10 protein-coding genes are annotated in these 13,573 nt (G+C 70.7%); 5 read left to right on the top strand and 5 right to left on the bottom strand.

All coding sequences use genetic code 11. From position 1 onward, the window contains the following. The coding region (locus VMN58_10100) for a S1 RNA-binding domain-containing protein (GenBank protein ID HUF33545.1) at window positions 1–1,272 on the bottom strand (1,272 nt) is incomplete at its 3' end. 68 nt (window positions 1,273–1,340) lie between these two features. Here VMN58_10100 and VMN58_10095 point away from each other — a divergent pair. Beyond that, a complete protein-coding gene (locus VMN58_10095; GenBank protein ID HUF33544.1) occupies window positions 1,341–2,675 on the top strand; it encodes a M20/M25/M40 family metallo-hydrolase in 1,335 nt (444 codons plus the stop codon). After that, window positions 2,672–3,319, top strand: coding sequence for an HAD-IA family hydrolase (locus VMN58_10090; protein ID HUF33543.1), 648 nt, complete (start codon window positions 2,672–2,674; stop codon window positions 3,317–3,319). Before VMN58_10095 ends, VMN58_10090 begins: the two co-directional genes overlap by 4 nt. Window positions 3,320–3,342: 23 nt before the next feature. Here VMN58_10090 and VMN58_10085 read toward each other — a convergent pair whose 3' ends face one another. After that, entirely contained in the window at window positions 3,343–6,939 is a 3,597-nt protein-coding gene (locus tag VMN58_10085) for a multifunctional oxoglutarate decarboxylase/oxoglutarate dehydrogenase thiamine pyrophosphate-binding subunit/dihydrolipoyllysine-residue succinyltransferase subunit (GenBank protein HUF33542.1), read from the bottom strand. 78 nt (window positions 6,940–7,017) lie between these two features. Between VMN58_10085 and ettA the strand changes: the two genes are divergently transcribed. Beyond that, window positions 7,018–8,697 carry an energy-dependent translational throttle protein EttA gene (gene ettA, locus VMN58_10080; protein HUF33541.1) on the top strand — a complete coding sequence of 560 codons (1,680 nt, stop codon included), beginning with the start codon at window positions 7,018–7,020 and terminating at the stop codon, window positions 8,695–8,697. Between the two features lie 164 nt (window positions 8,698–8,861). Here the strand turns inward: ettA and cysC are convergent, their stop codons facing one another. Genes cysC through cysD form a run of 3 tightly spaced genes read right to left on the bottom strand, consistent with a single transcriptional unit; the run spans window position 8,862 to window position 11,610 of the window. Beyond that, entirely contained in the window at window positions 8,862–9,455 is a 594-nt protein-coding gene (gene cysC / locus VMN58_10075) for an adenylyl-sulfate kinase (GenBank protein ID HUF33540.1), read from the bottom strand. Further along, window positions 9,452–10,702, bottom strand: a complete 1,251-nt coding sequence (locus VMN58_10070) for a GTP-binding protein (protein ID HUF33539.1) — start codon at window positions 10,700–10,702, stop codon at window positions 9,452–9,454. Before VMN58_10070 ends, cysC begins: the two co-directional genes overlap by 4 nt. Before the next feature lie 2 nt (window positions 10,703–10,704). Further along, window positions 10,705–11,610: a sulfate adenylyltransferase subunit CysD gene (gene cysD, locus VMN58_10065; GenBank protein ID HUF33538.1), complete on the bottom strand. Its 906-nt coding sequence runs from the start codon at window positions 11,608–11,610 to the stop codon at window positions 10,705–10,707. An 87-nt stretch (window positions 11,611–11,697) separates the two neighbouring features. On the opposite strand from cysD, the gene VMN58_10060 reads away from it, so the two are divergent. Together VMN58_10060 and VMN58_10055 are read left to right on the top strand one after the other, a co-directional pair. Then, window positions 11,698–12,468, top strand: a complete 771-nt coding sequence (locus VMN58_10060; protein ID HUF33537.1) for a 3'(2'),5'-bisphosphate nucleotidase CysQ — start codon at window positions 11,698–11,700, stop codon at window positions 12,466–12,468. 34 nt (window positions 12,469–12,502) lie between these two features. Further along, window positions 12,503–13,321, top strand: a complete 819-nt coding sequence (locus VMN58_10055) for an enoyl-CoA hydratase-related protein (protein ID HUF33536.1) — start codon at window positions 12,503–12,505, stop codon at window positions 13,319–13,321. The last annotated feature ends 252 nt before the right edge of the window (window positions 13,322–13,573 follow it).

Below are 13,573 nucleotides of genomic sequence, written 5' to 3'. Positions count from 1 at the left end.
CTCCACCGCCTGCTCGTCCGCCGGGGCGGCCTTCCCGACCGGTGCCGCTGCCCGCCGGCCGCGACCGCGGGCGGGTGCCTTCGCCTCGGAGGTCTCCTCGGCCGGCGCTGCGGCACGACGACCACCACGACGACGGGCCGGCTGAGCGACCTCGGCTTCGGCCTCGGCTCGGACATCCTCGACCTCGGCGTCGGCGAGCTCCTGGACCTCCTCGAAACCCGGGATGGCCAGGTCGATGCCACGGCGGGGCGCATCGAGCGACTGCACCACGAAGGTGCGCACCTCGCCGCGCTCGAGCACCTCACGGGCGCTGCGCGGCGCCGGGTCGGCCATCGACTTCAGGGGCACGTAGCAGCGGGCCTCGCCGACCTTGACGTAGGCGCCGTGGGAGCTGAACTCCACGACCTCGCCCTCGACGGTGTCACCAGGCCGGTTGTCGGCGATGAACTCGATGAACGGCAGGGGGTCGTTGATGGCGTCAGCAGCCGTTGACGACGACGCCTCACCGGACCCCGTGCGGCCACCTCGACGCCGGCCCGAACGGCCGCCACCACGTTCGGTGCGGTCGCTGTCAGGGGCCTGGCGCCGGCGACGACCACCGTCGCCGGTCTCGCTGGTCTCGCCAGTCTCGACGGTCTCGACGGTCTCGCTGGTCTCGTCGATGTCGTCCGCCCCGGTCGGGAGGGTGTCGCCGATCCTCGGACGAGAACCGTCGGGCATGGTCCGGGGCGCGGCCTTGGGTGCCCGCGTGGCGTTGGCCACCCGCTTGGTGGACGACCCCGACGAGCCCCGCGTGCGCTTCTTGGCAGCGGCGCGGGTGGCCTGGCGGCTCTTGGGCCCACGCACCGGGGTCCGCTCGGTGAAGATCCACCCGATGTGGGGCACGGGCTTGCCGCCCACGAGTCGTCCCTCGTCGAAGAGCCACGTGTACTCGCCGTGGAACTCCTGGAAGGAGTCGTTCGAGAAGATGGTCGCCTCGGCACGGTCGGCGATCTCGAGGATGAACTTGTCGCCCCGGCCGATGGTGCCCGCCGGCGGGGTCAGCAGCTCGCCCGCTTCGAGTGCTTCGTCGTACATCTTCCGCTCGGACGAGTCGATGCGGTGCTCGAAGGTGGCGTCGACCACCACCGTGACGACGTCGTGGGGCCGCTCTTCGAGGAAGGCGCGCACGGCTTCGTCGAGCTGCTTGAGGCTGGGGAGGTTCCGGCCCTCCGTTGCGATGTTGGAGCCGTCGATGACGAGGTGGGCTGGTGCCATGTCGGTGTCAGTCAACCATTCTGGGTCGGAGGAATCGTGCATCCCGCCGTGAACGCCCCCGTCACCTGCCTACGCTTTGGCTGATGGACGACGACGTCACCGGCGAGGTCACCGAGCTCCTCCAGGCCCTGATTCGCAACGCCTGCGTCAACGACGGCACCGCCGAGTCCGGTGGTGAGTCGAGGAGCGCCGATGTGCTGGAGGGAGTCCTCGAAGGCCCGGGTCTCGACCTGGAGCGCTATGAGGCCCGACCGGGCCGGAGCAACCTGGTGGCTCGCATAGAGGGTAGCGACCCTGGCGCGCCCAGTGTGCTTCTCATGGGTCACACCGACGTGGTGCCGGTCAACCCCGACGGCTGGTCCCGCGATCCCTTCGGCGGCGAGCTCGTCGACGGCGAGGTGTGGGGCCGGGGCGCGATCGACATGTTGAACCTCACGGCGTCCATGGCCGTGGCGTTCAAGCGGCTGGCCGCCTCCGGCTTCAAACCCAAGGGAACGCTGGCGTACCTGGCCGTCGCCGACGAGGAGGCGCTCGGCACCTGGGGCGCCGAGTGGCTGGTCGACAACCGGCTCGACGCCGTGCGGTGCGACTACGTGATCACCGAGTCCGGCGGCATGCCCGGGCGCCGCCCGAGCGGTGTGAAGCTCCCCGTGGTCGTGGCCGAGAAGGGCAGCCACTGGTGCACGCTGCGGATCACGGGGACCCCCGGCCATGGCTCACAGCCGTTCCGGACCGACAACGCCCTCGTCACCGCGGCGGAGGTCGTGCGCCGGCTCGCCTCCTACCGGCCGGAGACGCAGATCCACGAGACCTGGCGCCGCTACGTCACCGCGATGGACTTCCGGCCCGACCGGGAGGCGGGGATGCTGTCCGCCGACGGTTTCGTGGAGATGTGCGAGGAGCTGCCCCTCGGGCTGGCACGCAACGCCCACGCCTGCACCCACACGACCTTCGCCCCGACCGTGCTCCACGGCGGCACCAAGACCAACGTCATCCCCGACCGCGTCGACCTCGAGGTCGACATCCGCACCCTCCCGGGCCAGACCGCCGACGACATCGACGCTCTCCTCGCCGACGCCCTCGGCGACCTGGCCGGCAAGGTAAAGGTGATCAGCGCCGCCCACGACCCGAGCACCGCCTCGCCGGTCGACACCCCGCTGTGGGACGCCATGGACCGGGTGTGCCAGGGCTTCTACCCCGGCTCCTCCCTGGTGCCGACCATGACCGTGGGCGCCACCGACGCACGGTTCTTCCGCCGGATCGGGGCCACGGCCTACGGCTTCGGGCTCTTCAGCGAGAAGCTCCGCTACGAGGACTACGCCGTGATGTTCCACGGCGACGACGAGCGGGTCGACGTCGAGTCGCTGCGGCTGTCCACCGAGATGTGGGGGGCGCTCGCCCAGGACCTCCTGGCGTGAGCGGTACCTGCATCACCGCTGTGCTGTTCGACTTCGGTGGGGTCATCCTCTCGAGCCCCTTCGAGGCCTTTGCCCACCACGAGCGCGAGCACGGCCTGCCCGAGGGCTTCATCCGCCGCCTCAACGCCACAAATCCCGACGCCAACGCATGGGCGCTGCTCGAGCGCAGCGAGGTCGACCTGGACGGCTTCGCCGAGCTGTTCGAGGCGGAGGCCGCCACCGCCGGGCACCGCATCGACGCACGCGCCATCCTCGGGCTCCTCGGTGGCGAGGTGCGCCCCGAGATGGTGGAGGCGCTGCGGCGGATCCGCGCCGCGGGGCTGCCGTTGGCGCTGCTCACCAACAACTTCGTGAGCGGCCCGGGGGGCGCCACGGCCGGTTCCCGGCCCGACATCGCCGAGGCGCTGGCGCTGTTCGACCACGTGATCGAGTCGTCGGTGGCGGGAGTGCGCAAGCCCGATCCCGCCGCCTACGACCTCGTGCTCGACCGCCTCGACGTGCCGGCCCACGAGGTCGTGTTCCTCGACGACCTCGGCGTCAACCTCAAGCCGGCCCGGGCCTTGGGCATGACCACCATCAAGGTGCTCGACGCCGACCAGGCCCTCACCGAGCTCGAGGCCGTGCTCGGCTTCCCGCTGCGCTAGGGCAGCGGACAACCACGCAACGGTCAGGCCAGGCCCTCGAGCGCCCGGTCGAGGATCTCCTCCTGCTCCTGGGCGTGGACCTTGGCCGATCCGGTAGCCGGGCTGCCCGACTCTGCACGGCTGGCGTGCATCAGCTTGGCCCGGTCGGGAAGCAGAGCGTGGAGGCGCCCGTGCACGAACGGCCAAGCGCCCATGTTCTCGGGCTCCTCCTGGAGCCAGCACACGCTGTCGGCCTGCTCATAGCGCTCGAGCAGGGCGGCGATGCGCTCCTCGGGCCACGGGTACAGCTGCTCGATCCGCACCACAGCGGCGTCGGCACCGACCTGGTCGCGCCGCTTCATGGCGTCGTAGGCGACCTTGCCCGAGCAGAGGACCACTCGACGGACGGTCGCCGGGTCGGCGACCGTCGGGTCGTCGAGGATCTCCTCGAAGCTGCCAGCGGTGAGGGCCGAGATGGGTGAGCGCGACTCCTTGGCGCGCAGGAGGTACTTGGGCGCGAAGACGATCAGCGGCTTGCGGACGTCGCGGACCACCTGGCGGCGCATGAGGTGGAAGTACTGCGCGGCGCTGGTGGCGTTGACCACCTGGAAGTTGTCATCGGCGGCGAGGGTCAAGAAGCGCTCGATGCGTCCGGAGGAGTGCTCGGGGCCCTGGCCGTCGTAGCCGTGCGGAAGCAGCAGCACGAGGCCCGAGGTCTGGCCCCACTTGTCCTCGGCCGACGAGAGGAACTGGTCGATCACGATCTGGGAGCCGTTCACGAAGTCGCCGAACTGCGCCTCCCAGCAGACGAGGGCGGCGCGGTGGACCACCGAGTAGCCGTACTCGAAGCCCATCGCCGCGTACTCGGAGAGCAGCGAGTCGTAGATCCAGAGCTTGCCCTGCTCGGGGCCGAGGTAGGCGAGCGGCGCGTGCTCCTGGCCGGTCTCGTGGTCGAAGAGCACGGCGTGACGGTGGGAGAAGGTCCCCCGGCGCGAGTCCTGGCCGGCGAAGCGGATGTCGCGCCCCTCGTCGAGGATCGACCCGAAGGCCAGCGCCTCGCCGAGGGCCCAGTCGACCTCACCGGAGTCCCACAGGGCGCGACGTGCCTCGAACTGCTTGGCCAGCTTGGGGTGCGCCGTGAAGCTCTCGGGCGCGGCGTCGAGCACGTCGAGGATGTGGGCGAGCCGCTCCTCGGCCACCCCGGTCTCGACCTGGGGCAGGACGCCGCGGGCGCGCGGGGCGGGGCGGGCGCGGACGCCCTCGGGGGGTGCCACCGACCTCGTCTCGTCGAGCGCCGCCTGGAGCCGCGACGAGAAGTCCTCCAGCGCCTGCTCCGCCTCCTCCAGGGTGATGTCGCCCCGCTTCACGAGCGACTCGACGTAGAGCTTGCGCACCGACCGCCTCGCCTCGATGCGCTTGTACATCAGCGGCTGGGTGTAGCTGGGGTCGTCGCCCTCGTTGTGGCCGTGCCGCCGGTAGCAGAACATGTCGATGACGACGTCGCGGTGGAACGCCTGGCGGTACTCGAAGGCGAGGCGAGCCACGCGGACGCACGACTCGGGGTCGTCGCCGTTGACGTGCAGGATCGGCGCCTGGACGATCTTGGCCACGTCGGTGGCGTACAGCGACGAGCGTCCGTACTCCGGAGCGGTGGTGAAGCCCAGCTGGTTGTTGATCACCAGGTGCACCGTGCCTCCGGTGCGGTAGCCCTTGAGGTCGGAGAGGTTGAACGTCTCGGCCACCACGCCCTGGCCGGCGAAGGCGGCGTCGCCGTGGATGAGCAGCGGGAGCACCGAGTACGAGGTCGGCTCGTCGATGAGGTCCTGCATGGCGCGGACCATGCCCTCGACGACGGGGTCGACGGCCTCGAGGTGCGACGGGTTGGCTGCCAGCTCCACCGGCATCTCGAAGCCCTTGCGGCTGCGGAAGGTGCCCTTGGCGCCGAGGTGGTACTTCACGTCGCCGGAGCCCTGGACCATGTCCTCGACGACATGGCCCTCGAACTCGGTGAAGATCGATCGCAGCGGCTTGCCCACGATGTTGGCCAGGACGTTGAGGCGCCCGCGGTGGGCCATGCCCATGACGACGCCGTCGAGGCCCTCGTCGGCCGCCCGATCGAGCACGGCGTCGAGCAGGGGGATCGCCGACTCCGCGCCCTCGATGCCGAAGCGCTTTGCACCGAGGTACTTGGTGGCGAGGAACTTCTCGAACGCCTCCGCGGCGTTGAGCCGCCCGAGGACGTGGCGCTGCTCGACGGTGTCGAGGGTGACCTTGACCCCTTCGACGTGCTCTTGGATCCACCGCTTCTGCTCGGGGTCCTGGATGTGCATGTACTCGACGCCGACGGTGCGGCAGTAGGCGTCCCGCAGGATGCCGAGGATGTCGCCGAGCGGGAGGCGGTCGGTTCCGGCCAGGCCGTCGGTGAGGAACTCGCGGTCGAGGTCCCAGATGGTCAGCCCGTACGTCGCCGGGTCGAGCTCGGCGTGCATGTGGGGTTCCTTGACGCCCAGCGGGTCGAGGTCGGCGATGAGGTGGCCCCGGACCCGGTGCATGTTGATGACCTTGTTGACCTGCATCTGCTTGCGCAGGTTGGCGTCGACCGAGTCGAGGTCGTTGATGTCCCGACGCCACTGCACCGCCTCGTAGGGGACCCCCAACGAGCGGAAGATCTCCTCGTAGAAGCCGTCGGCGCCGAGCAGCAGCTCGTGCAGCCGCTTGAGGAACATGCCCGACTCCGCACCCTGGATGATGCGGTGGTCGTAGGTGGAGCTGATGGTGATCACCTTCGAGACACCCACCTCGGCCAGGGCCCGGGGGTCGGCGGCCTGGTACTCGGCCGGGAAGTCGATCGCCCCGACGCCGATGATGACGCCCTGGCCGGGCATGAGCCGAGGCACCGACTGGACGGTGCCGATCGTGCCGGGGTTGGTCAGGGTGGCCGTCGTGCCGGCGAAGTCGTCCACGCCGATCTTGTTCGACTTCACCTTGCGCACGATCTCCTCGTAGGCCGCGTGGAAGGCACGGAAGTCGAGGGTGTCGGCCTCCTTGATGCACGGCACGAGGAGGGTCCGACTGCCGTCGGACTTCTCGACGTCGACGGCGAGGCCGAGGCCGATGTGCTCGTGGCGGATGATCCCGGGTTTGCCGTCGACCTCGGCGTAGGCCGTGTTCATGGCCGGCATCGACTCCAGCGCCTTGACGATGGCGTAGCCGATGAGGTGGGTGAAGCTGACCTTGCCGCCCCGCGTGCGGCCCAGGTAGCCGTTGATCACCTTGCGGTTGACCTCCAGGAGCTTGGCCGGCACGTTGCGGAAGGAGGTGGCCGTGGGCACCCCGAGGCTTGCCTCCATGTTGGCCACGATCCGGGCCGACGCCCCACGGAGGGGCTCAGCGCCCGCTGGTGCGGGAGCGGAGGTCGCCTTGACCGGGGTCGGGGTAGGAGCGGGCGTGGGAGCGGGTGCCGGGGGCGAGGCAGCGTCGCCGGCCACGGCCGGCTTCGGCACATCGCTCTGGTAGTCGGCGAAGAACTCCCTCCAGCTCTCGCTCACCGAATCGGGGTCGTCGACGTACTGCTCGTACATCTCGTCGACGAGCCAGGCGTTGGCACCGAAGGAGGTCGGGGAACTGGAGGGATCGCTCACATCGAGCGATGGTACCGGCCCGGAGAGGGGGGCCTCTGGCGACCGGGTGCCCGACCCGAGCCGATACGGTCGACGACCATGACGGCCCAGTTCATCTTCACCATGCACAAGCTGAGCCGGTTCCACCCGCCGGACCGCCAGGTGCTCTCCGACATCACCCTCGCGTTCTACCCGGGCGCCAAGATCGGCGTCATCGGCGCCAACGGCTCGGGGAAGTCGTCGCTGCTCGGCGTCATGGCGGGTGAGGACGACGGCTACACCGGCGAGGCCCGCCTCACCCCTGGCTTCTCCGTCGGGCTGCTCCACCAGGAGCCCACCCTCGACGAGTCGAAGGACGTCCTCGCCAACGTGATGGACGGCGTCGGCGAGACCGCCACCCTCATCACCCGGTACAACGACGTCTGCGCCGCCTTCGCCGACCCCGACGCCGACATGGACAAGCTGCTGACCCAGCAGGCCGAGCTGCAGGACCAGATCGACGCCGCCGGCGCCTGGGACCTCGAGCGCACCGTCGAGATCGCCATGGACGCCCTCAGGCTGCCCCCCGCCGACGCCGCGGTGGCGACCCTCTCCGGTGGCGAGAAGCGCCGGGTGGCGCTGTGCCGCCTCCTGCTCAGCCGCCCCGACCTCCTCCTCCTCGACGAGCCGACGAACCACCTCGATGCCGAGTCGGTGGCCTGGCTGGAGCGCTTCTTGCACGACTACCAGGGCACGGTCGTGGCCGTGACCCACGACCGCTACTTCCTCGACAACGTGGCCGGCTGGATCCTCGAGCTCGACCGCGGCAAGGGCTACCCCTTCGAGGGCAACTACTCGGGCTGGCTCGAGCAGAAGGGCGCCCGCCTGGCCCAGGAGGAGAAGCAGGAGTCCGCCCGCCAGCGCACCCTCGCTCGCGAGCTGGAGTGGGTCCGCATGTCGCCCCGGGCCCGCCAGGCCAAGGGCAAGGCCCGCCTGAGCGCCTACGACCAGCTCCTCGCCGAGCAGGCCGAAGGGGGCCTCACCGGTGACAAGCTGGAGATCACCATCCCGCCCGCCCCCCGTCTCGGCGACCAGGTCATCGAGGCCGACCACCTGCGCAAGGGCTACGGCGACCGCCTCCTCATCGACGACCTCACCTTCTCGCTGCCCCCGGCCGGCATCGTGGGCGTCATCGGCCCCAACGGCGCCGGCAAGACCACGCTGTTCAGGATGCTCACCGGCGTGGAGACGCCCGACGAGGGCGCGCTCACGGTCGGCAGCACCGTCGAGATGGCCCACGTCGACCAGTCGCGCGCCGCCCTCGACCCCGAGGCGACGGTGTACCAGGAGATCACCGGCGGGGTCGACGACCTCAAGGTCGGCAACCGGGAGATCCACGGTCGGGCCTACGTGGCGTCGTTCAACTTCAAGGGCTCCGACCAGCAGAAGAAGGTCGGGGTGCTCTCCGGCGGCGAGCGCAACCGCCTCCACCTGGCCAAGCAGCTGCTCAGCGGCGGCAACGTGCTCCTGCTCGACGAGCCCACCAACGACCTCGACGTCGACACCCTCCGGGCACTCGAGGACGCGCTCCTGTCGTTCGCCGGCTGCGCGGTCGTCATCAGTCACGACCGGTGGTTCCTCGACCGGGTGGCCACCCACGTGCTCGCCTTCGAGGGCAACTCCGAGGTGCGGTGGTTCGAGGGCAACTTCAGCGACTACGAGGCCGACCGCCGCAAGCGCCTCGGCGCCGACGCCGACCAGCCCCACCGCATCAAGTACAAGCCACTGGCACGCACGTAGGGGGAGCTGCCGGGCAGCATCCCCGCCGAACCCTGGGCGCGAAGATGCTGGGCCAGGGTGCACGGCGGAAGCACCCCGACCCAGCGGCGACAGGCTTCACGAAAAGTGGTCGGTCGTCAAGCCTGTCCCGGGTCACGTCACGGGGAGTGGGTGGGGCGTCGCGCTCAGAGACCAGCGACGACCAGGGCGGCCTGCGCCACCGGGTCGCCATCGGCCGGGGTGAGGCGCAGGTCGGGCGCCGCCGGCGCTTCGTAGGGGCTGTCGATGCCGGTGAAGCCGGTCAGCTGGCCGGCCCGCGCCTTGGCGTAGAGACCCTTGGGGTCGCGCCGCTCGCACTCCTCGATCGGCGTGTCCACGAACACCTCGACGAAGGGCAGCTCGGCAGCGGCGTGGGCTGCCCGCACGGCGTCGCGCCCCGCCCGGAACGGACTGATCACCGGCACCAGCGCCACCATCCCGGCGTCGGCGAGGAGGCGGGCGACCTCGCCCACCCGCCGGACGTTCTCGGTCCGGTCGTCGTCAGAGAACCCCAGGTCGGCACTGAGACCGTGGCGGACGTTGTCGCCGTCGAGGAGGTAGGCGGGCCTGCCGGACTCGACCAGCAGGCGCTCTACCGCGGCCGCCACCGTCGACTTCCCCGAGCCCGACAGGCCGGTGAACCACACGGTCGCCCCCACCAGGCCGAGCGCCGCCCACCGCTCGCCCCGCGCCAGCTCGGGCTCGTGCCAGGTCAGGTTCCGGCTGGTGTTGCCGGTCACGTGGGGCGGTCGAGGATCATGCCGGCGGCCACCGTGGCGTTGGTGACCTCGTCGATGAGGATGAAGCTCCCGGTGGTGCGGTTGCGACGGTAGGCGTCGTGCAGCAGCGGGACGGTGGTGCGCAGGCTCACCCGACCGATCTCGTTGAGCCCAAGGGTGGAAGCGGACTCGTCGCGATGGAGCGTGTTGACGTCGAGGCGGTACGAAAGCTCCGACACCATGGCCCTCGCCACCCGGGTGGTGTGCTTGACGGTGTACTTGCCGCGGAGCTGCATCGGTGTCTCGGCCATCCAGCACAGCGTGGCATCGATGTCCTGCGACACGTCGGGGCGGTTGTGCGGGCGGCAGATCATGTCGCCGCGGCCCACGTCGAGGTCGTCGGCGAGGCGGATGGTGACCGACATCGGCGAGAACGCCTCGGCCACGGGTCCGTCGGCGGTGTCGATGGCAGTGATGGTCGTGGGCAGGCCGGACGGGAGCACCACCACGTCGTCGCCGGGCTTGAGCACACCGCCCGCCACCGTCCCCGCGTAGCCGCGGTAGTCGTGGTGGGCGTCATCGCGGGGACGGATCACGTATTGCACCGGGAAGCGGACGTCGATCATGTTGCGGTCGGAGGCGATGTGGACCTCCTCGAGGTGGTGCAGCAGCGACCCGCCCTCGTACCAGTCCATGTTCGCCGAGCGGTGCACCACGTTGTCGCCGAGCAGAGCCGAGATGGGCACGAAGCTCAGGTCGGTGACGTCGAGGCGCATGGCGAAGGCACGGAACTCGGCCTTGATGGCCTCGAACACCTCCTGGTCCCAGCCGACGAGGTCCATCTTGTTGACGCAGACCACCAGGTGCGGGACCCGCAGGAGCGAGGCGAGGAAGGCATGGCGCCGCGACTGCTCGACGATGCCCTTGCGGGCGTCGATCAGGACCAGCGCCAGGTCGGCGGTGGATGCGCCGGTGACCATGTTGCGCGTGTACTGCACGTGGCCGGGGGTGTCGGCGATGATGAACTTGCGCTTGGGGGTGGCGAAGTAGCGGTAGGCCACGTCGATGGTGATGCCCTGCTCGCGCTCGGCGCGCAGGCCGTCGGTGAGCAGGGCGAGGTTGGTCTCCTCTCCCCGCTGGCGCGACGAGCGCTCCACCGCCGCCAGCTGGTCCTCGAAGATGGCCTTGGAGTCGTAGAGCAGGCGCCCGATCAGGGTGGACTTGCCGTCGTCGACCGACCCGGCGGTGGCAAACCGAAGGAGCTCCATGATCAGAAATAGCCCTCCTTCTTGCGGTCCTCCATGGCGGCTTCCGAGAACTTGTCGTCGGCCCTGGTGGCGCCCCGCTCGGTGAGCCGGGTGGCAGCGACCTCGATGATGACGTCCTCCACCGTGGCCGCCGCCGACTCGACCGCGGCGGTGCAGTCGGCGTCGCCGACGGTGCGGTAGCGCACGAGCGCCTCGCAGGGCTCCTCGCCCTCCCACGCCGCCACGTGCTCACCGAGGCCCATGAGCATGCCGTCCCGGCGCACGACCTCTCGGCGGTGGGCATAGTAGATCGAGGGGATCTCGAGGCCCTCCTCGGCGATGTACTGCCAGATGTCGAGCTCGGTCCAGTTGCTCAGGGGGAAGATGCGGATGTGCTCACCTCGACGGTGGCGGCCGTTGTAGAGCGACCAGAGCTCGGGGCGCTGGTTCTTCGGATCCCACTGGCCGAAGTCGTCCCGGTGGGAGTACACCCGCTCCTTGGCACGGGCCTTCTCCTCGTCGCGCCGGGCACCGCCGAACACGGCGTCGAAGGCGTGCTCCTCGATGGCGTCGAGCAGCGTGGTGGTCTGGAGTCGGTTGCGCGTGGCCCGCGGGCCGGTCTCCTCGGCCACCCGACCGCCGTCGATCGAGGCCTGCACGGAGGCCACGGTGAGCTCGACGCCCAGCTCGTCCACGCGGCGGTCGCGGAACTCGAGGACCTCGGGGAAGTTGCGTCCGGTGTCGACGTGCATGACCGCGAACGGGATCTTCGCCGGCCAGAACGCCTTCTCGGCGACCCGGAGCATCACGATCGAGTCCTTGCCCCCGGAGAAGAGGACGCAGGGGCGCTCGAGCTCGGCCGCGACCTCGCGGAAGATGTGCACGGCCTCGGACTCGAGGGCACGCAGGTGGGAGAGCTCGTAGCTCACTGGGGGGGCGGTGGCGGTGTCGATGGGGCGAGGGTAGCGATACCTGACCGGATCACTCAACATTGGCGCCGGGTACCGTCCTCCCCCATGCCCCCGGCTGCACCACCCCCGACCCCGGTCCCGGCCGCCGACCACGCGCTGGCAGCGGAGCTCGCGGGGACCGCAGGCAAGGTCCTCCTCGAGCTTCGCGCTTCCGGGGGCCGCCACCCGCAGTTGGTGAAGGACGAGGGCGACCGACGGGCGCATGTGTTCATCGCCGGGCGCCTCCGCGAGGAGCGCCCCCACGACGGGCTGCTCTCCGAGGAGGGCCACGACGACCGCGGCCGCCTCGCCCTCGACCGCGTGTGGGTGGTCGACCCGCTCGACGGCACCCGCGAGTTCGGCGAGCCCGGTCGCGTCGACTGGGCCGTGCACATCGCCCTGGCCGTGGGCGGAAGCGTCGCCGCCGCAGCCGTGGCCCTGCCGGCCGAGGACCTCGTGTTCGCCACCGACCCGGCTCCCACCCCCCCGCCGGCCGGCGACCGACGGCTCCGGGTGGCGACCAGCCGTACCCGCCGGCCGCTGGCTTCGACCGTCGTGGCCGAGGCACTCGACGCCGAGCTCGTGCCGATGGGTTCCGCTGGTGCCAAGGCCATGGCGGTGGTGCGCGGCGACGTCGACGCCTACGCCCACGCCGGCGGGATGTACGAGTGGGACTCCGCCGCGCCCACCGGCGTCGCCGCCGCCGCCGGTCTGCACGTGTCGCGCATCGACGGCTCACCGCTCACCTACAACCACGCCGACCCCTGGCTCCCCGACCTCCTCATCTGCAGGCCGGAGCTGGCCGACGCCTGCCTCGCCGCGCTCTTGCACTGCTGACGCAGCCGCCGGCTCGGCGTGCCAGCATCCGGTGATGGACCTGCGCACCATCCGCTTCGAGGTCGCTGACGGCGTGGCCACCGTCACCCTCAACCGCCCCGAGCGGCTCAACGCCTGGACCGGTCGCATGGAGGCGGAGTACCGCTGGGCCATGGCCAGCGCCGAGGCCGACGAGGCGGTGCGCGTCGTCGTGGTGACCGGTGCCGGACGGGGTTTCTGCGCCGGCGCCGACACCGCTGCCCTCGACGGCATGGTCGAGTCGGGCGCCTACGACACCGGGGTCACGGCGCCGCCGGCGGAGCCCGGCTTCGGGGTCCGCCCAGACTTCGACCACCCCCACGCCTTCCACCTCGGGCTCACCAAGCCGGTGATCGCCGCCGTCAACGGCCCCGCGGCTGGAGTCGGGTTCGTCCTCGCCTGCTTCGCCGACATCCGCTTCGCGGCCGCCGGCGCCAAGCTCACCACCAGCTTCGGCCGCCTCGGCCTCCCCGCGGAGTACGGGATCTCCTGGCTCCTGCCTCGCCTGGTGGGGACCGCTCACGCCGCCGACCTGCTGTTCTCCAGCCGGGTGGTGCTGGCCGAAGAGGCGGCCTCCATGGGCCTCGTCAACCGGGTGATGCCCCCCGACGAGCTGCTCCCGAAGACCCTCGACTACGCCCGACGCATCGCCTCGGAGATCTCGCCGTCATCGCTGGCGGTCATGAAGCGCCAGCTCTGGACCGACGTGCTCGGAGACCTCGACACCTCGGTCCGCAACGCCGTCGAGCACCTGCACCGCATGGTCGGCGAACCGGACTTCGCCGAGGGCGTCGCCGCCCACCAGGGGCGCCACCCGCCACGGTTCGGCACCTGAGGGAAAATCGGGCAGGTGTCCAGGGCCTTCACGGCGTACTCTCCCTTTGACGGGAGCGCCCGGGAGACCCTCGGGAGCGCCCATCACCGAACCTGGGGGCGATGTGCCTGCGGACGACGTGACTGTGAACGAGGAGCCTGTGAGCGACGAGCGGTCGGGCATCCCCGGCTTGGCGTCCGCCGCGGAGCGGCTCAAGCTCATGGAGTCGGTCGTGCGCTCGGGCCTCGACGCGGTCGTCGTCACCGAGATCGG

It is taken from the genome of Acidimicrobiales bacterium, from assembly GCA_035512495.1.
Lineage (GTDB): Bacteria > Actinomycetota > Acidimicrobiia > Acidimicrobiales > CADCSY01 > DATKDW01.
This window is presented reverse-complemented; position numbering and strand designations above follow the sequence as displayed.